Below are 22,927 nucleotides of genomic sequence, written 5' to 3' on the forward strand. Positions count from 1 at the left end.
TGGCAGTCGTCACTGAACCGGTAAAGTCCCGATTTGGCCAAGGCGGTCGAAAGATTTCGCGACAGTGCCCCTTCATGAACTGGACCGGTTTAGGAGTGCGCATGCTGGACGCCACACCGCTCACCGACAGCTGGATCCTCCGGTACGACGGGACGGACCTGCCCGCCGAGGTGCCGGGCTGCGTGCACACCGATCTGCTGCGCCACGGGGTGATCCCCGATCCCTTCCTCGGGCGGAACGAGACCGAGGTGGCGTGGGTCGGGCGACGGGAGTGGACGTACGAGGTCGAGCTGGCGGACGGTGTGAGCGGCGGGCACGACCAGACCGACCTGGTCTTCGACGGGCTGGACACCGCCGCCGAGATCCTGCTCGACGGGCGGCTCCTGGGCTCCGTACGGAACATGCACCGCTCGTACCGCTTCGACGTCACCGGGATGAGCGGCCGGCTCTCCGTACGCTTCGCCTCGGCGTACGCCGAGGCCCAGGCGGTGCGTGAGCGGCTCGGCGACCGGCCGAACGCCTATCCGGAACCCTTCCAGTACATCCGCAAGATGGCCTGCTCGTTCGGCTGGGACTGGGGGCCGACGCTCGTGACCGCCGGGATCTGGCGGCCTGTTCGGCTGGAGAGATGGTCCACGGCCCGGATCGCGCGGGTACGGCCGCTGGTGACGGTCGACGGGACGACCGGCTGCGTGGAACTGCTCGTCGACGTGGAGCGGGCGGCGGTCGAGCCCGGGCTGCGGCTGGAGGCCCGGATCGGCGACGTACGGGCGGTCGCGGAGGTCGACGGCACGAACGGGGTCGTACGGCTGGAGGTGCCCCGGGCCGAGCTGTGGTGGCCTCGCGGATACGGCGAACAACCGCTGTACGAGGTGGAGTTGACGCTGTACGCCGGGGTGGACGCGCTCGATGTGTGGCGGCGGCGGATCGGTTTCCGGGCGCTGGAGCTGGACACCTCGCGCGACGCGCACGGCAGCGGCTTCACCTTCGTCGTGAACGGCGAACGGCTCTTCGTGCGCGGGGTGAACTGGATCCCCGACGACGTCTTCCCGTCGCGGGTCACCAGGGAGCGGTACCACGAGCGGCTGACCCAGGCCGCCGACGCCGGGGTCGACCTCGTCCGGGTCTGGGGCGGCGGGATCTACGAGAGCGAGGACTTCTACGACCTCTGCGACGAGCTTGGGCTGCTGGTCTGGCAGGACTTCCCGTTCGCGTGCGCGGCCTATCCGGAGGAGCAGCCGCTGCGGGGCGAGGTGGAGGCGGAGGCGCGCGAGAACGTCGTGCGGCTGATGCCGCATCCCTCACTGGTGCTGTGGAACGGCAACAACGAGAACCTGTGGGGGTTCAAGGACTGGGGCTGGGAGGAGCGGCTCGCCGGGGAGTCGTGGGGCGAGGGGTACTACCTGGGCGTACTGCCGCGGGTGGTGGCCGAGTCGGACCCGACGCGGCCGTACACGGCGGGCAGCCCCTGGTCGGGGTCGTGGGAGCGTCATCCGAACGATCCCGCGTACGGCACGCATCACTCGTGGGAGGTGTGGAACCGGGAGGACTACGCCGCGTACCGGCGTGAAGTGCCTCGGTTCGTCGCCGAGTTCGGGTGGCAGGCGCCGCCCGCGTACGCGACGCTGCGGCGGGCGCTGGCCGATCTCGGGGAGGAGCTCGCCGCCGACTCCCCCGGGATGCTGCACCACCAGAAGGCGGAGGACGGGAACGGGAAGCTGGAGCGGGGGCTCGCCCGTCATTTCGTGGTGCCGGACGGGGACTTCGACCGCTGGCACTATCTGACCCAGGTCAACCAGGCCCGGGCCGTCGCCGCCGGCATCGAGCACTGGCGGTCGCACTGGCCGGTCTGCGCGGGCACGATCGTGTGGCAGCTCAACGACTGCTGGCCGGTGACCTCCTGGGCCGCGATCGACGGGGACGGCAGGGAGAAGCCGCTGTACCACGAGTTGCGACGGCTGTACGCGGACCGGTTGCTGACGCTTCAAGTCCGGGAGCGGAGGCTGGTGTTGGCTGTCGTCAATCAAGCGGCGCAGGCATGGAAGGGCGAGGTGCGGCTGCGTCGGATGTCGGTCGACGGGGTGGTGATCGGCGAGACGGACGCGGGCTTCACCGCCGGAGCGCGGACGGTGGCTCCGGTCGGCGTGCCGAAGGGGCTGGAACCCGTCGGGCCGAAGGAGTTCCTCGTCGCCGACACGGACGGGCGGCGGGCCCTGCACTTCCCTGCGACGGACCGTGAAATCCCTTACCCGCAACCGGAGTTCGACGTCTCGGTGGCACCGGGCGGGGTGACTGTGACGGCCCGCACCCTCGTACGGGACCTGCTGCTCCAGGCCGACCGGCTGGACCCGGACGCACGGGCCGACCGGGGGCTCGTCACACTGCTGCCCGGTGAACAGGTGACCATCGGGGTCAGTGGCTGGAAGACTCCTGATCCGGACACCGCCCGATCCGCTTTGCACTGCCTGGAGCCCGGCCGATGACGACTTCTCGCATCACCATCAAGGACGTCGCCGCGCGCGCCGGGGTGTCCAAGGGGGCGGTGTCGCTCGCGTTCAACCAGCGGCCGGGGCTGTCCGACGCGACCCGGGACCGGATCTTCGCGGCGGCGCGGGAGCTGGGGTGGGCGCCGAATCTGGCGGCCCGGTCGCTGTCGAGTCAGCGGGTCGATGTGGTGGGGCTGGCCATCTGCCGGCCGGCGAAGCTGCTGGGCCTCGAACCCTTCTACATGGAGTTCATCTCCGGGGTGGAGAGCGTGCTGACCGAGCGGTCCTGCTCGCTGCTGCTGCGGCTGGTGCGGAATCTGGAGGAGGAGGTGGGGCTTCAGGACGCGTGGTGGCGGGGGCGGCAGGTGAGTGGGTCGATCCTCGTCGATTTCCGCGCGGATGATCCGCGGGTCGCGGCGGCGGAGCGGCTGGGGATGCCGGTCGTGGCCGTCGGGCATCCCTCGCTGACCGGGGGGCTCACGTCCGTGTGGACGGATGACGCGACCGCCGTGACCGAGGCGGTGCGGTATCTGGTGGCGCTGGGGCATCGGCGGATCGCCCGGGTGGGGGGTGCGGCCTCGTTGGGGCACTCGGCCCTCCGTACGGCGGCGTTCGAGGGGGCGGCCGGTTCGCTGGGGCTGTCCCGGGTCTGGCAGGTGGCCACCGACTTCTCGGGGGAGTCGGGGGCTCGGGCGACGCGGTCGTTGCTGACCGGGGTGGGGGACGATCGGCCTACGGCGATCGTGTACGACAACGACATCATGGCGGTGGCGGGGATGTCGGTGGCGACGGAGATGGGGGTGCGGGTGCCGGAGGATGTGTCGTTGCTGGCCTGGGACGACTCGCAGCTCTGTCGGCTCACCCGGCCGACGCTCTCTGCGATGAGCCATGACGTGCACGGGTTCGGGGCGGAGGTGGCCCGGACGTTGTTCGCGGTGATCGCGGGGGATGGGGCTTCGCATCCGGTGGCCACGCCTGTGCTGGTTCCCCGGGGGTCCACCGCGCCTGCCCCTTGAGCGCCGTACGGGGGTGCGGGTGCGATCGGGCTGGTCGCGCCCACGCGGCGGTGTCGCGTATCGATACGGCCTCGCGCCTCTAAGATGGGCTCATGTAACCGGCGGTAACCTGTTGAGCCCGTGTGACCTTCGCCGCTCCCTCGCCCAGGGGTGTGCAGTGCGGTTACTCGCAAGTAGCATGGGGACTGAGCGCCCGCTCAGCGGTTGCGTTCGCAGCAGTGCCGTCCCGCACCTCTGGAGGAGAGCCATCGTGCCTCGTACCGTCAGGGACGTCGTCTTCGTCGACGGCGTCCGTACCCCGTTCGGCAAGGCGGGCCCGAAGGGCATCTACCACGAGACCCGCGCCGACGACCTGGTCGTGAAGGCGATCCGGGAGCTGCTGCGCCGCAACCCCGGTCTCGAGCCCGCGAAGATCGACGAGGTCGCCATCGCCGCGACCACGCAGATCGGTGACCAGGGTCTGACCATCGGCCGTACGGCCGGGATCCTCGCCGGTCTCCCGCAGTCCGTGCCGGGCTACTCGATCGACCGTATGTGCGCCGGTGCCCTGACCGCCGTCACTTCGGTCGCCGGTTCCGTGGCCTTCGGTGCCTACGACGTCGCCATCGCCGGTGGTGTCGAGCACATGGGCCGCCACCCCATGGGTGAGGGCGTGGACCCGAACCCGCGGTTCGTCAGCGAGAAGCTGGTCGACGAGTCCGCCCTGTTCATGGGCATGACCGCCGAGAACCTGCACGACCGGTACCCGACCATCACCAAGCAGCGCGCCGACGAGTACGCCGTGCGCTCGCAGGAGAAGGCCGCCAAGGCGTACGCCGACGGCAAGATCCAGGCCGACCTGGTGCCGATCTCGGTGCGTCGCACCAACCCCGAGGGTGGTGAGACCGGCTGGGGTCTCGTCACCGCGGACGAGCCGATGCGGCCGGGGACGACCCTGGAGAACCTGTCGGGCCTCAAGACCCCCTTCCGCGTCCACGGGCGGGTCACCGCCGGTAACGCGGCCGGTCTGAACGACGGCGCGACCGCCTCGCTCATCGCCTCCGAGGACTTCGCCCGCGAGAACAACCTGCCGGTGAAGATGCGCCTCGTCGCGTACTCCTTCGCGGGTGTCGAGCCGGAGGTCATGGGCTACGGCCCGATCCCGGCCACGGAGAAGGCGCTCGCCCAGGCGGGCCTGTCCATCGACGACATCGGCCTGTTCGAGATCAACGAGGCCTTCGCCGTCCAGGTCCTGGCCTTCCTGGAGCACTACGGCATCGCCGACGACGACGCGCGCGTCAACCAGTACGGCGGCGCCATCGCCTTCGGCCACCCGCTGGCCTCCTCCGGCGTCCGGCTGATGACGCAGCTGGCCCGGCAGTTCGAGGAGCAGCCGCACGTCCGCTACGGCCTGACCACCATGTGCGTCGGCTTCGGCATGGGCGCGACGGTCATCTGGGAGAACCCGCACTTCGACGGAGGCGACAAGTGAGCACCACCGAACTCCTGAAGGGCGCGGCCGAGCTCTTCCCCGACGAGGTCGTGACGTCCGCGCACGTACGCCACCTCGACCTGCCGTACGGCGCCGGGCGCTTCGCGCTGATCACGCTGGACAACGGCTTCGACCACACCAAGCCGACCACCTTCGGCCCTGCTTCGCTGGCGAACCTGAACACCGCCATCGACCAGGTCGAGAAGGAGGCGGCGGCCGGCGAGATCGTCGGTGTCGGTGTCACCGGCAAGCCGTTCATCTTCGCCGTCGGCGCGGACCTGAAGGGTGTCGAACTCCTCAAGGAGTACGACCACGCGCTCGCCATCGGCAAGGGCGGCCACGAGGTCTTCAAGCGGCTCTCCGCGCTCGCCGTCCCGACCTTCGCGTACTACAACGGTGCCGCGATGGGCGGCGGTGTCGAGGTCGGTCTGCACTGCGCGTACCGGACCGTCTCGAAGGCCATCCCGGCCTTCTCCCTCCCCGAGGTCTTCCTCGGGCTGGTCCCGGGCTGGGGCGGCTGCGCGCTGCTGCCGAACCTGATCGGTGCCGACAAGGCCGTCTCGGTGATCATCGAGAACAGCCTCAACCAGAACAAGCAGCTCAAGGGCCAGCAGGTCTTCGACCTCGGCATCGCGGACGCGATCTTCGAGGGCGCGGACTTCCTGGAGCAGTCGCTGATCTGGACGGCGAACGTCCTCAAGGGTGATGTCACGGTCGAGCGTCCCGTCATCGACCGAGGTGAGGCCTGGGACCAGGCCGTCGCCAAGGGCCGCTTCATCGCGGACGGCAAGGTGCACGGGGCGGCCCCGGCCGCGTACCGCGCGCTGGACATCATCGAGGCGGCCAAGAACGGCGACCTCCAGCAGGGCTTCGACGCCGAGGACGTCGCCCTCGCCGACCTGATCATGGGTGGCGAGCTGCGCTCCGGTATCTACGCCTTCAACCTGGTGCAGAAGCGCGGCAAGCGCCCGGCGGGCGCCCCGGACAAGAACCTGGCCCGGCCGGTCACCAAGGTCGGTGTCGTCGGCGCCGGTCTGATGGCCTCCCAGCTCGCGCTGCTCTTCCTGCGCCGCCTGGAGGTGCCGGTCGTGCTGACCGACATCGACCAGGAGCGCGTCGACAAGGGTGTGGGCTACGTCCACGCCGAGATCGACAAGCTGCTGCTCAAGAGCCGGATCAACCAGGACAAGGCCAACCGCCTCAAGGCGCTGGTCACCGGTGTGCTGGACAAGGCCGAGGGCTTCTCCGACGCGGACTTCATCATCGAGGCCGTGTTCGAGGAGATCGGCGTCAAGCAGCAGGTGTTCGCGGAGGTCGAGGCGGTCGCCCCGGCGCACGCGATCCTCGCCACCAACACCTCCTCGCTGTCGGTGACGGAGATGGCGTCGAAGCTGAAGAACCCCGAGCGGGTCGTCGGCTTCCACTTCTTCAACCCGGTCGCGATCCTGCCGCTGCTGGAGATCGTGCGCGGCGAGCAGACCGACGACGCGTCGCTGGCCACGGCCTTCGGTGTCGCCAAGAAGCTGAAGAAGACCGCGGTGCTGGTCAAGGACGCGCCGGCGTTCGTCGTGAACCGCATCCTGACCCGCTTCATGGGTGAGATCCAGAACGTCATCGACGAGGGCACGCCGGTGGACGTGGCGGAGAAGGCGGTCGAGCCGCTGGGTCTGCCGATGTCGCCGCTGGTGCTGCTTGAGCTGGTCGGCCCGGCCATCGGTCTGCACGTGTCGGAGACCCTCAACCGGGCCTTCCCGGACCGCTTCACCGTGTCCCCGAACCTCGCCGCGGTCGTCAAGGCCGGCAAGCGCGGCTTCTACGTCTACTCCGCAGAAAACGGGTTCAAGCCGGAGCTGGACCCCGAGGTCGCCGCGCTGCTCAAGCAGGGCGACGTCGTCCTGTCCGAGGAGCAGGTGCGGGCGCGCGTTCTCGACGCCGTCGCCCAGGAGATCGGGCTCATGCTCGACGAGGGTGTCGTCGCCGAGGCGCAGGACATCGACCTCTGCCTGATCACGGGCGCCGGCTGGCCCTTCCACCTGGGCGGCATCACGCCGTACCTGGACCGCGAGGGTGTCTCCGAGCGCGTGAACGGCAAGAAGTTCCTGGCTCCGGGGCTGGCTTCGGTGCCCGCGTAACCGTAGTCACGTGACTGAGGGCCTCCGCCTTGATGGCGGAGGCCCTTGCTCATGCACGAGCTACCAGCGGCTGCTGGACGGCAGGCGATCGCACTTGCCCGTCCTGTGCCTTGTCGGCCCGGATGTCTGTCCTCTCGGCCGGGCCGCCGGGCCGCTTGCGGATCGCGCAGCGAAACCCGGCGCCTGCCCACGCGCGGCCGACCTGGACCTGGCCGTCAGTCGACGCCTTCCGCCGTGCGACGCGCCTCGGGACGCCGGGCACACCAGCCCGCCCACGCCGACGTCACCATCGCCCGCACGTCGTGCCGGGCGGACCAGCCGAGTTCGGCACGGATCCGGTCGGCGGAGGCGACGACCCTGGCCGGGTCGCCGGGCCTGCGGGCGACCGAGACAGGGGCCGCTTCGGCCCCGTAGCCGGTCACTTCCCCGATGAGTTCGATCATCTCCCGTACGGAGACGCCCTCTCCGCGACCGATATTGACCGTCAGATCGGTGCCGGGGTCCCGTGCCGTCAGCGCGCGGGCGGCCGCCAGGTGGGCCGAGGCGATGTCCTCGACATGGATGAAGTCGCGTACGCAGGTGCCGTCCGGCGTGGCGTAGTCGTCGCCGAAGATCACGGGCGCGGCGCCCTCGGTGAGCTTCTCGAAGACCATGGGGATCAGGTTGAACACCCCGGCGTCCGCGAGCCGTTCGTCGGCGGCGCCCGCCACGTTGAAGTAGCGCAGCGAGGCGGTCCGCATCCCGTGCGCCCTGCCGGTGGCCCGCACCAGCCACTCCCCCGCCAGCTTGGTCTCGCCGTAGGGGTTGATCGGGGCGCAGGGCGTGTCCTCGGTGACGAGGTTCACGTCGGGCATGCCGTAGACGGCGGCCGAGGAGGAGAACAGGAAGTGCCGTACGCCGGTGTCGGCGGCCGCCTCCAGGAGGGTGCCGAGGCCCTGGACGTTCTCGCGGTAGTAGTACAGCGGCCGTTCGACCGACTCGGCGACCTGCTTCTTGGCCGCGAGATGGACCACACCGTCGATCCCGAGGTCGGTCAGGGCGCGGCGGAGCAGCCCGCCGTCGAGCACGGATCCCTTGACGAAGGGCACGCCCTCGGGGACGCGGCCGGGGTCGCCGGTGGACAGGTCGTCGAACACCGCGACCCGTTCGCCCGCGTCCAGCATCGCGCGGACGACATGCGCCCCGATGAACCCCGCACCACCCGTGATCAACCAAGTCATGGGGCGCATACCTTTTCTTTCCTTCACATTCACTTATAGGTCATATTTAGATCCCATTTCGGCCGAGCGTGGCCGAATATCTGTCTATAGTGCAGGTTCAGTTCGGCCGCACCCGGACCGGCACCCCCACCCGAGTCCCCACGCCGCTCCACCGCCCCGACCACGGGCACGACATGCGAGGACTCAGCCACCGATGAGCCATGTCTCGACACCACAGCTCAGCGACGACAGCGAACGGACGCCGGGCCGGGGCAGTCACAGACGCAAGAAGGAGCGGGACGGGGGCCGCCGCCGCACCGGCCGCGTCATCCTGCTGAGCCTGCTGGTGCTCGTCCTCGCCGCCGGTGGCGCCGGCTACTGGCTCTACAGCGACCTCAACGGCAACATCCACGGCGTCGACCTCGACAAGGCCATCGGCGACGACCGCCCGGAGAAGCTGCCCACGTCCGGCCAGAACATCCTGGTCCTGGGCTCCGACTCGCGCTCCGGCGCCAACGCCGACCTCGGCACGGGCAAGGTCTCCGGCGCCCGCTCCGACACCGCGCTCGTGATGCACATACCCGAGGGCCGCACCGAGGCCGTCGCGGTGAGCATCCCCCGCGACACCCTGGTCACCCGGCCCGAGTGCACCAAGTCGGACGGCTCCACGCTGCCCTCCGCGAAGCGCGTGATGTTCAACTCGGTCTACTCCCTGGCCGGTCCGGCCTGTGTGGTGAAGACCGTGGAGCAGATGTCCGGGGTCCGCATGGACCACTTCGTCGAGATCGACTTCGCCGGCTTCAAGGGGCTCGTGGACGCGATAGGCGGCGTCACGGTCACCGTCGACGAGTCCATCCACGACAAGTCCAGCGGCCTCGACCTGGAGGCCGGCACCCACAAGCTGAACGGCACCCGGTCCCTCGCCTTCGTCCGCACCCGGCACGGCGTCGGCGACGGCAGCGACCTCGGCCGTATCGGCCTCCAGCAGCAGTTCATGATCGCCCTGCTCTCCGAGATCAAGAAGCAGGACCTCTTCGGCAGCCCCACCAAGGCCTACAAGATCGCCGACTCGCTCACCGAGGCCCTCACCACCGACTCCGAGCTCGACTCCCTCACCGCCCTGGCCGACTTCGCGCAGAGCATGAACGGCGTCGACCCGTCGACCATGGAGACGATCATGCTCCCGGTCGCCTACGACAAGACCGACCCGAACCGCGTCGTCGCCGCCGAGCCGCAGGCCACGACCCTGTGGAAGGCGATCCGCACGGACTCCGAGATCCCCGGGTCGGCGAAGAAGTCCCCGGCGACGGGCGGGACTTCGTCCGGTTCATGACCCGGCTCGCGACAATGGGGACCATGACGACACTCGTGATCATCGACGCCGCCAACGTCATCGGATCCGTACCCGACGGCTGGTGGCGCGACCGGCTGGGCGCGGCCGAGCGTCTGCGGGACCGGCTCGCGCGGGACGGCGTCCCGGGCCGCTCCGACCCCCTGGAACTCGTCCTCGTCGTCGAGGGCGCCGCCCGTGGCCTGGAGTCCGTGCCCGGCGTACGGGTCGACACGGCCCTCGGCAGCGGCGACGACCGCATCGTCGAGCTGGTCGCCGACACCGAGGAGGGCCGCCCCTGCCTCGTCGTCACCGCCGACCGCGAACTGCGGCGCCGGGTCGGTGAGTTGGGCGCGGAGGTCGCGGGCCCGCGTACGGTGCACGGTCGGTCCTGAACTCAAGGCCGAACCGGCGACTTCGCACCTTGCGCGGGACCTCCGGGGCCGGAGCCGCACGCGAGACGGCGTCGCCTACTCCGCGTGGTGCGGCCGCCCGTGCGCCACATCGTCGACCGTGGTCTCCTCGTGGCGTCCCAGTCGGCTGTGCGAGCGGCCGTAGAGGAAGTAGACCAGGGAGCCGACGATCATCCAGCCGACGAAGCGGAGCCAGGTCTCGGTGGGCAGGTTGAGCATCAGCCACAGCGAGGCGAGCACCGACAGGATCGGGATGAACGGCACCCAGGGCGTGCGGAAGGCCCGGTGCAGGTCGGGGCGGGTCCGACGGAGGATGACCACCCCGATCGCGACGACGATGAAGGCGAACAGCGTGCCGATGTTCACCAGCTCGGCGAGTTCGCTGAGCGGGGTGAAGCCCGCGAGGATCGCGATGACCACGCCGAGCAGGATGGTCGGCCGGTGCGGGGTCTTGAACCTCGGGTGGACGTGGGAGAAGAGGCGGGGCAGCAGCCCGTCCCGGCTCATCGCGAAGAAGACCCGGGTCTGGCCGAGGAGCAGGATCATGCAGACCGTCGTCAGACCGACGGCGGCGCCGAAGCTGATGAAGCCCGCGAACCAGGGGTGCCCGGTGGCCTTGAAGGCGTCTGCGAGCGGCGCGGTCACCGACAGCTTCGTGTAGTGCTGCATGCCGGTGACGACGATCGACACCGCCACGTACAGCGTGGTGCAGATGATGAGGGAGCCGAGGATGCCCCGGGGCATGTCGCGCTGCGGGTTCTTGGTCTCCTCGGCGGCCGTGGCGACGACGTCGAAGCCGATGAAGGCGAAGAAGACGACGGAGGCGGCGGTGAAGATGCCCAGCACGCCGAAGTTGGAGGGCGCCCAGCCGAACAGCAGCTGGATGAGCGGGGACTGGAGGCCTTCGCCCGCCGGCACCTCCTGCGTCTTCGGGATGAACGGGTCGTAGTTGTCACCCACGATGAAGAAGAGGCCCGCGACGATCACGGTCAGGACGACCGTCACCTTGATGGCGACGACGATCTCCGTGACCCGCGCGGAGAGCTTCGTGCCGAGCACGAGGATCCCGGTGAGGATCAGCACCAGCCCGGCGGCGAGGATGTCGAAGCCGAAACCGTCGGCCCCGTCGCGGGCGCCTAGCGAGGCCGGCAGCTCCCAGCCCGCGTTGTCCATCAGCGAGTGGATGTACCCCGACCAGCCGACGGCCACCACCGCCGTGCCCAGCGCGAACTCCAGGACCAGGTCCCAGCCGATGATCCAGGCGGGCAGTTCACCGAGCGAGGCGTACGAGAAGGTGTACGCCGAGCCGGCCACCGGGACGGTGGAGGCGAACTCGGCGTAGCAGAGCGCGGCGAGCGCGCAGACGACGCCGGCCACGATGAAGGCCAGGGCCACGGCGGGACCGGCGTTGTTCTTGGCGACCGTACCGGTGAGGACGAAGATGCCGGTGCCGATGATGACACCGACGCCGAAGACGGTCAGATCCAGCGCGGACAAGGACTTCTTGAGTTCGTGCTCCGGCTCCTCCGTATCGAGGATGGACTGCTCGACCTTCTTCGTCCTGAAGAGTGTGCTGCTCACGGGCGAACCTCCCACGCTTGTCGTCCTCGACATGATCGAGAGGGGGCGATGGGGTCCCCCGGTCGAGCGAGGCCGAGACTGTGGGAGCGTTTGCCCCGCCGCGGCGGTTTCACGCGAATGGGCCGGTTTCCCCACCGTAAAGGATGGTGAAACCGGCCCTTCCGGCCCTGCTTCCGCTACGTCAGTCGCGCGCGGGCTCCACCTCGGCGGCGGCGTCGCCGTACTTGCCGTCGAGCTTCGCGACCAGCCCGGTGACCTGGCGGGCGATGTCCGGCGCGGTCAGACCGATCTCCGCCATGACCTCGGCGCGGGAGGCGTGGTCGAGGAAGCGGGGCGGGATGCCGAAGTCACGCAGCGGGAGGTCGACACCGGCGTCGCGCAGCGCCTGGGCGATCGCCGAGCCGACGCCGCCGACCCGGGAGTTGTCCTCGACGGTGACGACCACGCGGTGCTTCTCGGCGAGCGGGGCCATGGCCTCGTCGACGGGCTTGACCCAGCGCGGGTCGACGACGGTGGTGGTGATGCCCTGCTTGTCGAGGAGGTCGGCGATCTCCAGGCACATCGGCGCGAGGGCGCCGACGGAGACGAGGAGCACATCGGGGGTGTCGGTGCCCGGCGCACGCAGGACGTCCATGGCGCCGACGCGCCCCACGGCCGGTACGGCGGGGCCGACGGCGCCCTTGGAGAAGCGCACGACGGTCGGCGCGTCCGTCACCTCGACGGCCTCGCGGAGCTGCGCGCGCACCTGTTCGGCGTCGCGCGGGGCGGCCAGCCGCAGGCCGGGGACGACCTGGAGGATCGACATGTCCCACATGCCGTTGTGGGAGGCGCCGTCGGTGCCGGTGACACCGGCCCGGTCCAGCACGAAGGTCACGCCGCACTTGTGCAGGGCGACATCCATCAGCACCTGGTCGAAGGCGCGGTTGAGGAAGGTGGCGTAGACGGCGAACACGGGGTGCAGCCCACCGGTGGCGAGGCCCGCCGCGGAGACCGCGCCGTGCTGCTCGGCGATGCCGACGTCGTAGATACGGTCCGGGAAGGCGTCCGCGAACTTCTTCAGACCGACCGGCTGCAGCATCGCCGCCGTGATCGCCACGATGTCGTCGCGCTCCTTGCCGAGCCGGACCATCTCGTCACCGAAGACGGAGGTCCAGTCGGCACCCGAGGCCTTGACCGGCAGGCCGGTGTCGGGGTGGATGGGGCCGATGCCGTGGAAGCGGTCGGCCTCGTCCTGGAGGGCGGGCTGGTAGCCGCGGCCCTTCTCGGTGAGGCAGTGCACGATGACGGGCCCGCCGAAGCGCTTGGCGCGCGACAGCGCGGACTCCAGGGCCTCGATGTCGTGCCCGTCGATCGGTCCGACGTACTTGAGCCCGAGGTCCTCGAACATGCCCTGCGGGGCGATGAAGTCCTTCAGCCCCTTCTTCGCGCCGTGCAGCGTCTCGTACAGCGGCCTGCCGACGACGGGGGTCCGCTCCAGCAGGTCCTTGCCCCGGGCCAGGAACCGCTCGTAGCCGTCGGTGGTCCGCAGGGTGGCCAGGTGGTTGGCGAGGCCGCCGATGGTGGGCGCGTACGACCGCTCGTTGTCGTTGACGACGATGACGAGGGGACGGTCCTTGGCGTCGGCGATGTTGTTGAGCGCCTCCCAGGCCATACCGCCGGTCAGGGCGCCGTCACCGATGACGGCGACCACGTGGTCGTCGCGTTCGCGGACCTGGTTGGCTTTCGCGAGGCCGTCGGCCCAGCCCAGGACCGTCGAGGCGTGGCTGTTCTCGATGACGTCGTGCTCGGACTCGGCCTGCGAGGGGTAACCGGACAGGCCGCCCTTCATCTTGAGCTTGGAGAAGTCCTGACGGCCGGTGAGCAGCTTGTGGACATAGGACTGGTGGCCCGTGTCCCAGAGCACCTTGTCCTTGGGCGAGTCGAAGACGCGGTGCAGGGCGATCGTGAGCTCGACCACGCCGAGGTTGGGGCCGAGATGGCCGCCGGTCTTGGACACCGCCTCGACGAGGAAGGTCCGGATCTCCTCCGCCAACTCGTCCAGCTGCTCCAGGCTGAGCCGGTCCAGATCGCGCGGTCCCCTGATGCGGGTCAGCAGCGGCACCCGTGCCTCCTTGCAATAGTGCTGATCGAGCGTTGCCTGGCTCGTCGAAGTCTAATGTTCCGCGATTCCCGCCGACGGCCGGGCGGGGGGTCCTGCATCACGCGAACGACCGTAGATCATCCTGCACAGAGGTGCCCATACGAAACGTCCGGGACAAAAGAGAAGTGCCCGACGCCAGATTCGACGCCGAGCACTTGTTCAAACGGAGGGCACTGACGTGCCCTGAAGGGGCGTGGGGCTGTGCCGACTTGCGGCTCCGCAGTGCGGGCGCGACCAGCCGAGGACAACCGGCACCCGCAGGACACCCCGCGCCCCAAGGGCGCTCAGGCGCGCCCCGCAGCTTTCTGGCTCTTACGGGACACCGAGTCGATGACCACCGCACCCAGCAGAACCGCACCCGTGATCATGTACTGGATCGACGTGTTCATGTTCAGCAGGTCCAGACCCGTCTGGATCGACTGGATCACCAACATACCCAGCAGCGCCGACCACACGGACCCACGCCCACCGAAGAGGCTGGTGCCACCGATGACCGCAGCCGCGATCGCGAGCATCAGCGTGTTGCCGCCACCGGCGTTGAGCGTCGCACTCGCGGTCTGACCCGCGAAGAACATGCCGCCCACCGCCGCGAACATGCCGGAGATGGCGAACACGGTGATCCGGATCATCGGCACGTTGATACCGGCACGACGCGCCGCCTCGATGCCGCCGCCGACCGCGAATACCTGGCGGCCGTACGGCGTGCGGCGCAGCACGAAGTCGACGACGACGAGGCACCCGAGGAAGATGACCAGGGCGTTGGAGACACCCTGAGCGTTGTTCAGCACGGCCGCGGCCGCGAACGACGCCACGGCGAGCGCGCCGACGCGCAGCAGGATCTCGCTGGTGGGCCGGAACGGCACACCGGCCGCCCGACGACGGCGCTGCTCGCTGAACGAGCCCACGGCCAGGGAGACGACACCGAGACCGGCCAGGATGTACGCGCCGACGATGGCCTGGTCCATGAAGAAGGAGTTCTGGCCCAGCAGCCTGATCGGGCCCTGCTCGGCCGGGATGTTGATCGTGCCGCTCTCGCCGAGCAGCCACAGCATCAGACCGTTCCAGCCGAGGAAGCCGGCCAGGGTCACGACGAACGCGGGTACGCCGATCTTCGCGAAGAACCAGCCGTGCAGGGAACCGATGCCGATACCGGTGAGGATGGTCAGGACCAGCGCCAGCCAGGCGTTCATACCGTGGGTGACCACGAACACGGCGAAGATCGTGGACGCGAGACCGCTGACGGAACCGACGGACAGGTCGATCTCGCCGAGCAGCAGCACGAACACCAGGCCGATGGCGAGCATGCCGGTGGCCGACAGGAAGTAGCTGATGTTGGAGAGGTTGTCCGCGCTGAGGAATCGATCATTCTGCAACTGGAAGATCGTCCAGATGACGATCAGGCCGATGAAGACCGGCAGCGAGCCCAGCTCGCCGCCCTTGACCTTGCGCTTGAACTCGGTGACATAGCCCTTGAGGCCCTCTTCGCGGACCAGCAGACGTGGGTCGACGACGGAGACGGGGGCCGCGGTGGGGTCGTCGGCGGGAGCGACGGTCGTCTGCTCCTCGACCACACCCTCGGACTTGGACTTTTCGCTCTTCACAGTCTTGGACGTGTCGCTCACTTTGCCGCCTCCGCGGTGCGCCCCGCACGACGGGTCACGGCGTTCTCCGTGGCACCCGTGATCGCGGCGATGATCTCTTCGTGGCTGGTGTCCTTCACGGAGAAGGAACCGTTGTTCTTGCCCAGGCGCAGTACGGCGACGGTGTCCGCGACAGCCTTCACATCGGCCATGTTGTGGCTGATGAGGATGACACCGAGGTTGCGGTCGCGCAGCCGCTCGACGAGGTCGAGGACCTGCGCGGTCTGCTCGACGCCGAGCGCGGCGGTGGGCTCGTCGAGGATGACGACCTTGGGGTCGCCGATGAGGGCGCGGGCGATGGCCACGACCTGGCGCTGACCGCCGGAGAGGCTGGCGATCGGGATACGGACGCTCGGGATCCGGATGGACAGCGTGCTCAGCAGCTCCCGGGCGTTCTTCTCCATCGACACCTCGTCGATGACGCCCTTGCGCAGCAGCTCGCGCCCGAGGTAGAGGTTGCCGACCACGTCGAGGTTGTCGCACAACGCGAGGTCCTGGTAGACCGTCGCGACGCCGAGTCCCTGGGCGTCGTGCGGCCTGTTGATGCTGACCGGGTTGCCCTCCCACTCGATAACGCCCTCATCGATGGGGTGTACACCCGCGATCGTCTTGACCAGGGTCGACTTCCCTGCGCCGTTGTCGCCCACCAGGGCGACCACTTCTCCGGCGTGAACCTCCAGCTCTACGTCGGTGAGTGCCTGCACCGCACCGAACCGCTTGGAGACTCCGCGCAACGCCAACACGGGCGTAGCGGACACGTGAACCATCTCCTTCGCCGCCTGACCGGCGGGGATGCCGCGCCTCGGGGGACAGGCGCGGAGGGATGCGCGTGGCGCTCCCGGGGCTGAACGCTCCGGGGCCGACCACGTACAAGGCTTACAAGGTGAACATGCGCAAAGCCGCTGCCTCGGCAGCGGTTCCGTCCGACGCCCGACCCGAAAGCGGGGTCTGAAGGTGGGGCGGGCGTCGGACAGGTTTCGCGGGACCGCTCTTCGGCGGTCATGGTCCCGGGCGGCCGCGTCGTCTCGCGGCCGCCCTGGACTCGACCCGGCTTACTGAAGGCCGGCGGCCTTGCAGGCCTTGGCGTACTCGGCGGTGCAGATGTCGGCGACGGTGTACAGCTTGTCCTTGATCACCGTGTCGTTGATGTTGGCCTTGGTGACCGAGACCGGGGTCAGCAGCTGCGAGGGCACCTTGTCGCCGGAGCCGCTGGTGAGCGTCTCGGTGGCGAGGTCCTTGATGTCCTTGCCCTCGAGCAGGTTGACCGCGAGCTGGGCGGCGGCGTCGGCCTCCGGCTTGAAGGCCTTGTAGACCGTGCTGGACTGCGTGCCCGCGACGATGCGCTGGATGCCGGCGAGCTCGGCGTCCTGACCGGTCAGCGGGATGCCGCTGATGCCGGCGCCCTTGAGGGTGGTGGCGATGCCACCGGCCATGCCGTCGTTGGCGGCGTAGACGCCCGCGATCTTCTTGGCGCCGATCTGGGTGATGGCCGCCGACATCTTCTGGCTGGCGACCGTGTCCTTCCACAGACCGGACTGCTCGTAGGCGATGTCGACCTTGCCGTCGAGGACCTTGTGGGCGCCCTCCTTGAACTGGCCGGCGTTCGGGTCGGCGTCGTCACCGTTGATCATGACGACCTTCGACTTCTTGGTCGCCTTGTCGCCGAGCGCGTCGAGGAGCGCCTGGCCCTGGAGCTCGCCGACCTTGACGTTGTCGAAGGAGACGTACGCCGAGACCGGGCCCTGCGCCAGACGGTCGTACGCGACGACCTTGATGCCCTTGTCGACCGCCGCCTGGATGGAGGACTTGATGGCGGCGGAGTCCTGGGCGCTGATCACGATCACCTTGACACCCTTGGTGATCATGGTGGTGACCTGCTGGGCCTGCTTGGACGCGTCACCGGCGGCGTTGGCGTACTCGACCTTGCAGTCCGAGCACAGCTCCTCGACCTTGTCCTCGAAGAAGGGACGGTCGAACTTCGCGTAGCGCTCGGTGACGCTGTCGGGGAGCAGCAGACCGATGGTCTTGCCGCCCTTGCTGCTGCCGCTGTCGGCGGAGTCGTTGTCGTCGCCGGCCTTGCCACAGGCCGCCACGGAGAGCGCCAGCGAAACCGCGGTGGCGCCGATCACGACTCTACGCATCGTTGCGTTCATTTGGGTTGTGCCTCCCTGACACGGGCCGCAGCGCTGCGGCCGAGGTGGCTGGAAGTCAACTCGGCCACACGTGCGACGTCAAGAAGTAAATCCTTAACGGGTTGGCAACGGCGCCTTTCGTTCTCTAAGTGAAGACAGGAGTGGCTGCGGACAACGTTCCGTCCAAAAGGGTTGAATCACCCATCTCGCTGAGGGCCAGAGCGAGGGCCCCGAGGACCTCCGCGCGACCGCCAAGTGCCCCTGGCAGCACCGAGAGTTGACGTGCGGCACTGGGGATGGCGTACCGGCCGACCGACTCCCTTATGGGCCCGAGCACCAACTCCCCGGCCTCGGCGAGATCGCCACCGAGGACCACGCGGCTCGGATTCAACAGATTGCAGAGATTGGCGACTCCACTGCCGATGTGTCGGCCGACGTCGGCGATCACCCGACGGCAGCCCGGATCTCCGTCCCTGCCCAGCCGTACGACGCCTTCCATGGTCAGGTCCGTGCCGTGGCTGGACCGGAGGAGCGGAAGCACATAGCGCGCCGCCGCGAAGGTCTCCAGACAGCCGCGGTTGCCGCAGCGGCAGACGGGGCCGGATTCATCAAGAGTAATATGCCCGATTTCTCCCGCGGTGCCACCCGGACCTCTGTAGATCTTGCCATCGATCACCAGTCCGGCACCAACGCCACTGGACACCTTGATGTAGGCCAGGTCGCGCACCCCTCGGCCGCTGCCCCAGACGAGTTCACCGAGGGCGCCGAGGTTGGCGTCGTTGTCCACGTGAACCGGAACGCCGAGGCGGTGGCGCATCTCGACGGCGGGCCTGGTGCCGGTCCAGCCCGGCAGGATGGCGGTGGAGCCCAGCGTCCCGGACTCCACGTCGATCGGTCCGGGCACGCCGAGGCCGACGCCCGCGATCTTCGTACGGTCCACACCCGTGGCGTCGACCAGACGGTTGACCAGCTGTTCCGCCCGGTCGAAGCCCTGGGTGGAGGAGGCGTCCACATCGAGCGGCTCCGACTCCTCGGCCAGCACCTGGTGGGCCAGATTTCCGATCGCGACGCGCAAATGGGTGTGGCCGAAGTCGACGCCGATGACGATGCCGGCATCCCCGCTCAGCGAGACCGCACGGGCCCGCCGGCCGCCCGCCGAGGTGGGCGTGACCTCGACCGTTCCCCCTTCCTTGAGTTCGCGCACGATATTGGAAACGGTGGCCGCGGACAGGCCGGTCGTCCGCGCGATCTCGGCCTGCGTGAGCGAGCCGGCGAGACGCACCGCCCGTACGACGCGCTCCAGATTTGCTCGGTGCAGCGACGACTGCGATCCCGGAGTCTCCATCGACTCATCCACTCCCGTCCAAGGCCGGGCGACCACCACGCCGCCCGTGACCCAGGTCACAGCAGCGGAACCCGGGTCACTTACAAGTTGTGAACTCCAAGCTCCGCTGAACGGGTTACCGCAGTCAAGTCCTTGACAGAAACTGGCATGACTGAATGACCACTAAATGTCACTCTGCGGCTACTTAAGGGTGGCGGAAGTGAGGCCGGCCTGGACCTGGCGCTGGAAGGAGAGGTAGACGACGAGCATGGGGATCATCGCGATCGTGACGCCGGCGAAGAGGACGGGCAGGTCGGAGGCGTAGCCCTGCTGCTGCTGAAGCTGGATGAGGCCCTGGGTGAGGACGTACCGCTCGGGATCGTCGCCGCTCTGCGGCTGCATCAGGACCGTGGGCAGGATGAACTGGTTCCACTGTCCGAGCGTGTTGAAGATGCCCACGCTGATCAGCCCGGGTTTGGCCATCGGCAGCATGACCTGGAAGAACGTCCGGGTGTGCGAGGCGCCGTCGAGGATGGCAGCCTCGAAGACAGCGGTGGGAAGTGTCCGGAAGAAGGCGTGCATGAAGAACACGGTGAACGGCATCGAGTAGGCGACGTAGACCAGGATCAGCCCCTGGTAGGTGTTCAGCATGTCGAGCCGCTTGACCATGAAGAACAGCGGGACGAGGGCCAGGAACACCGGGAACATCGCGCCGGCGACGAAGAAGTAGTACAGCAGCCGGTTGCCCCAGAACTGGTAGCGGGCCAGGACATAGGCGGCCATCGACCCGAAGAGCATGGTCAGCGGCACGGAGAAGGCCAGCACGAGGACCGTGTTGAGGAAGTAGTCGCCGATGCCCTTGTCCCAGGCGCGGGAGAAGACGTCGAGGGACCAGTTCTGCGGCCAGCCGAAGGCGGAGCCCGCGATCTGGGAGTCGGTCTTGAAGGAGCTGAGCACCAGCCACAGCAGCGGCAGCACGATCAGCAGCGCCCACAGTGCGAGGAAGCCGTGCGAGAACACGTTCAGGACGACGCCCTCGCCGCGGTCGCCGTCGGGCTTGCCCGGGCGTCCGTCCGGGGGCGGGCTGGTGGGTACGGAGTCGCCGTACGAGGTGGTCTTGAGGGGTGCGCTCATGATTCCCGTCTCTCCCGCTCAGAACTCGATGCGCTCGCGGCGGGTGGCGCGCAGCATGACCACGGACACGATCAGGGTGAGCAGCAGCATCACCACGCCCATGGCGCAGGCGTAGCCGCTCTTGCCGTAGTAGAGGAAGTTCCGCATCATCACGGTCGACATGACCTCGCTGTGGTGGTCCGGGCCGCCGCCGTACTCCCCGGAGGTCATGGTGGACACGAGGATGAACATGTCCATCGCCGCGATGCCGAGGTAGACCCAGGCGGTCTGCACGGAGTCCCACAGCAGCGGCAGGGTGATGCGGAGGAAGGTGTGGGTGCGGGAGGCCCCGTCGATCAGCGCGGCCTCGTAGATGTCCCTCGGGATGGACTGCATCGCGGCGGAGAACAGCACCAGGTAGAAACCGACGCCGTGCCAGACCACGACCAGGATCAGCGCCCACAGCACGAGGTTCGGCTCGTTCAGCCATTCGATGGGGTCGTTGGCGTCGACCAGTCCCAGCTTGACCAGGAACCCGTTGAGCATGCCGCCGCCGTCGGAGCGGTACACGGCCCCGAACAGCACGGCGAGGATCGCCAGCGACAGCACCTGCGGGAAGAAGTAGACGACCTTGTAGAACTTCGACCCCGCGACCCCCGACACCCCGCCGGCCCGGCCGCGTCCGCCCGCGTTGAGCATGAAGGCGAAGAACAGCGCGAGCAGGATGGTGATCACCGGGATGAACACCAGGAACAGGATGTTGTGCCAGATGGCACCCATGAAGATGTCGTCCCGGACCAACGCGGTGTAGTTGTCGATCCCGACGAACTCGAACGTCTGCGACTGCCCCTTCCAGTCGGTCAGCGAATAGCCGAAGGTCTGGATGTAGGGCCAGATGACGAAGATCAGATAAAGCGCCACGGGGACGAACAGAAACCCCGCGACGAACCTGTACTGCCCTTTGCGCATTGGCGAATTCCTGCCTTGGTGAACATGTGACGAGAGGCCGGCACCACCCAGGGGCGCGGGGAACTGTGCGACAAGCCACAACGAATCAGCAGCTCACAACGTCACACAGTCCCCACGGCGCTCCTCAACACGAACTAGTCGCGACGGTTCTTCTTCGACGCCGGATCCTTGGCCGCCTTGTCCACGGCGGCCTGCGCCCGCTTCAACCACTCCTTCGGCTGAATCCGCTTGGCCATCAACTCGTTGGACGCGTTCTGAATGGCCGTGTCCATCTCGCTGTACCACTCCGTGTACAGGTATCGGAAGGTGTCGTCACCGGCTGCCTTGGACACCTCGACGGTCGACTGCGTACCGGGCCGCAGCTGGACCCCGGTGTCGACACCGTCCTTCACGATGGTCAGGGAGTTCGCCTCCTTGGCGAACAGCGTCGACCATTCCCTGGAGAGCATCATCCGCATGAACTCCTGGGCCGCCGGCAGGTTATTGGCCTTGGCCGGGATGATGAACGGCTCGCCGGAGCCGGCGCGGATCGCCTCGAACGGCATGACGCTGTCGGGCAGCAGCGGCATCGGCATGAACTTCATGTCGAAGTCGTCCGGGGTCTGCTTCAGCTGCTCGTTCTCCAGCCATGAACCACAGGTGATGAACGCGGCCTTGTACTGGTTCCAGCGGGTCTGGGACTCGGTGTGGGTGAGGCCGTTGGTGCCGGGCATCAGATAGCCCTTCTCGACCACCTCGTAGATCGCCTCGACCCCCGCCTGGGCGGCGTCCGACCCGACGAAGGCCTTCGGGTCGAGGTTGTCGATCGCCTTCATGGCGTCCAAGCCGCCCTTCTTGGCGATCAGGTCCATGATGGCGACGTTGATGTAGTACGGGTATTTGCCCTGGTGGGCGAGGCCACCGATGTTCTGGGACTTGGCGTCCTTGCAGATGGCGAGGAAGTCGGCCCAGGTCTTGGGCTCCTCCCAGCCCTTCTCCTTGAAGAGCTTGCCGGAGTACCACAGGCCCCACACCGTGTAGATGTAGTTGAGGGCGACGACCTTGCCCTCCTGCAGACCCGGGTCGAGGGTGCCGGGGATGAGGGTGTCGCGGACCTTCTTGTCCGGGTCGTCGATCGAGGGCGCGTCGAGGACCGCGGCGAGGTCGAGGAGCTGGTCGTTCTTGTAGAGGACGTCGATCTTGATCTTCTGGGCGCCCGAGTCGTCCACGATGTCCGGCGGATTGCCCGCGTTGAAGCGTGGCTGGAGCTTGCCGGTGATCTCCTGGGTACCGGTGTGGCTGGAGGTGACGCCCCACTGCTTGTCGAAGTCGGCCTCCCACGCCTTGGCGTAGGCGTCGCCGTAGCCGCCCTTGAAGATCACGACGTCGAGCTTGCTGCCCTTCTTGACGCCGAAGGGGTTGGACGAGGAGGTCTTGCCCTGGGTGTCGTCCGACGAGTCGTCGCCTCCGCCGCCGCTGGCACAGGCGGACAGGAAGCTCATCGTGGGGACGGTGATCAGGCCCAGCGCCGCGGAGCGCTTGATCAGATCGCGGCGGCCGACTCCTCCGGGGGCGCTGCCGCCCACGCCTTCGGAGCCGTTGTCGTTCCCGGTGTTCTCAGCGGTAGTGGATCCCATGCTCAAGTCCTCGCCTTCTCCAGGACTCAGGCGGTGAACCGGATCCTCCCGGCACCGCGGTCGGTTCAAGCTGGGGTCGTGCGTGAGGATTCAACAGGGGCAAGGCGGCGGTGCGCGCATGACACGTCCGCGACCACCGCTATTTCCCCCCAGGTCATGCCTGTCCGCGGTTGTGCGACCACTATGCGGACGCCGACAGGTATAGTCCACTTCCCGCCGAGGGAGCAAGATCGAATGCAAGGTTGGCCGTTGGTCTTTTCCGAGTTGAGACCTCGCGGAAATATGAGCGCCCTTGGGTGCCCTGACGGAAAAATCCCCCGGCGTTGAACCCGGATGGCTTACTCAACGCCCTTGACACCACTCGC

At 68.2% G+C, this 22,927-nt stretch carries 16 protein-coding genes; 6 read left to right on the forward strand and 10 right to left on the reverse strand.

Features of this window, described 5'->3' with window-relative positions:
• The first annotated feature begins 101 nt into the window (after positions 1-101).
• The 4 genes from SGFS_RS16715 to SGFS_RS16730 all read left to right on the forward strand — a co-directional run bounded on the left by SGFS_RS16715 (position 102) and on the right by SGFS_RS16730 (position 7,105).
• Positions 102-2,483, forward strand: a complete 2,382-nt coding sequence (locus SGFS_RS16715) for a glycoside hydrolase family 2 protein (RefSeq protein ID WP_286251121.1) — start codon at positions 102-104, stop codon at positions 2,481-2,483.
• Positions 2,480-3,502 (forward strand): LacI family DNA-binding transcriptional regulator, encoded by a 1,023-nt coding sequence (locus tag SGFS_RS16720; protein ID WP_286251123.1) that lies wholly within the window; start codon positions 2,480-2,482, stop codon positions 3,500-3,502. The genes SGFS_RS16715 and SGFS_RS16720 overlap by 4 nt, the downstream gene beginning before the upstream one ends.
• A gap of 250 nt (positions 3,503-3,752) precedes the next feature.
• Positions 3,753-4,973: a thiolase family protein gene (locus SGFS_RS16725; RefSeq protein WP_286251125.1), complete on the forward strand. Its 1,221-nt coding sequence runs from the start codon at positions 3,753-3,755 to the stop codon at positions 4,971-4,973.
• Positions 4,970-7,105 (forward strand): 3-hydroxyacyl-CoA dehydrogenase NAD-binding domain-containing protein, encoded by a 2,136-nt coding sequence (locus SGFS_RS16730; protein ID WP_286251126.1) that lies wholly within the window; start codon positions 4,970-4,972, stop codon positions 7,103-7,105. Before SGFS_RS16725 ends, SGFS_RS16730 begins: the two co-directional genes overlap by 4 nt.
• Positions 7,106-7,320: 215 nt before the next feature.
• Here SGFS_RS16730 and galE read toward each other — a convergent pair whose 3' ends face one another.
• A complete protein-coding gene (gene galE, locus SGFS_RS16735) occupies positions 7,321-8,325 on the reverse strand; it encodes a UDP-glucose 4-epimerase GalE (protein WP_286251127.1) in 1,005 nt (334 codons plus the stop codon).
• A 193-nt stretch (positions 8,326-8,518) separates the two neighbouring features.
• Here galE and SGFS_RS16740 point away from each other — a divergent pair, with 193 nt between their 5' ends.
• Complete coding sequence (locus SGFS_RS16740) at positions 8,519-9,637, forward strand: LCP family protein (RefSeq protein ID WP_286251128.1); 1,119 nt, start codon at positions 8,519-8,521, stop codon at positions 9,635-9,637.
• Positions 9,638-9,660: 23 nt separating this feature from the next.
• Complete coding sequence (locus SGFS_RS16745; protein WP_286251130.1) at positions 9,661-10,029, forward strand: NYN domain-containing protein; 369 nt, start codon at positions 9,661-9,663, stop codon at positions 10,027-10,029.
• A 75-nt stretch (positions 10,030-10,104) separates the two neighbouring features.
• Here the strand turns inward: SGFS_RS16745 and SGFS_RS16750 are convergent, their stop codons facing one another.
• The 9 genes from SGFS_RS16750 to ngcE form a co-directional block, all read right to left on the reverse strand.
• Positions 10,105-11,628 carry an amino acid permease gene (locus SGFS_RS16750; protein ID WP_286251132.1) on the reverse strand — a complete coding sequence of 508 codons (1,524 nt, stop codon included), beginning with the start codon at positions 11,626-11,628 and terminating at the stop codon, positions 10,105-10,107.
• A gap of 181 nt (positions 11,629-11,809) precedes the next feature.
• Positions 11,810-13,729: a 1-deoxy-D-xylulose-5-phosphate synthase gene (gene dxs, locus SGFS_RS16755; RefSeq protein ID WP_286251134.1), complete on the reverse strand. Its 1,920-nt coding sequence runs from the start codon at positions 13,727-13,729 to the stop codon at positions 11,810-11,812.
• Positions 13,730-14,052: 323 nt separating this feature from the next.
• Complete coding sequence (locus SGFS_RS16760) at positions 14,053-15,390, reverse strand: sugar ABC transporter permease (protein ID WP_286251136.1); 1,338 nt, start codon at positions 15,388-15,390, stop codon at positions 14,053-14,055.
• A complete protein-coding gene (locus SGFS_RS16765; RefSeq protein WP_286251137.1) occupies positions 15,387-16,175 on the reverse strand; it encodes an ATP-binding cassette domain-containing protein in 789 nt (262 codons plus the stop codon). Before SGFS_RS16765 ends, SGFS_RS16760 begins: the two co-directional genes overlap by 4 nt.
• 285 nt (positions 16,176-16,460) lie before the next feature.
• On the reverse strand, positions 16,461-17,549 hold the full coding sequence (locus SGFS_RS16770) for a sugar ABC transporter substrate-binding protein (RefSeq protein WP_286251139.1): 1,089 nt from the start codon (positions 17,547-17,549) through the stop codon (positions 16,461-16,463).
• A gap of 136 nt (positions 17,550-17,685) precedes the next feature.
• Complete coding sequence (locus tag SGFS_RS16775; RefSeq protein ID WP_286251141.1) at positions 17,686-18,885, reverse strand: ROK family transcriptional regulator; 1,200 nt, start codon at positions 18,883-18,885, stop codon at positions 17,686-17,688.
• A gap of 180 nt (positions 18,886-19,065) precedes the next feature.
• Positions 19,066-19,998: a carbohydrate ABC transporter permease gene (locus tag SGFS_RS16780; protein ID WP_286251142.1), complete on the reverse strand. Its 933-nt coding sequence runs from the start codon at positions 19,996-19,998 to the stop codon at positions 19,066-19,068.
• An 18-nt stretch (positions 19,999-20,016) separates the two neighbouring features.
• Positions 20,017-20,946 carry a carbohydrate ABC transporter permease gene (locus tag SGFS_RS16785; protein ID WP_286251144.1) on the reverse strand — a complete coding sequence of 310 codons (930 nt, stop codon included), beginning with the start codon at positions 20,944-20,946 and terminating at the stop codon, positions 20,017-20,019.
• 134 nt (positions 20,947-21,080) lie between these two features.
• Complete coding sequence (gene ngcE / locus SGFS_RS16790) at positions 21,081-22,562, reverse strand: N-acetylglucosamine/diacetylchitobiose ABC transporter substrate-binding protein (protein ID WP_286251145.1); 1,482 nt, start codon at positions 22,560-22,562, stop codon at positions 21,081-21,083.
• Between the last annotated feature and the right edge of the window lie 365 nt (positions 22,563-22,927).

Origin of the sequence: Streptomyces graminofaciens (assembly GCF_030294945.1) — a bacterium.
In the GTDB taxonomy this organism is placed as follows: Bacteria; Actinomycetota; Actinomycetes; order Streptomycetales; family Streptomycetaceae; genus Streptomyces; species Streptomyces graminofaciens.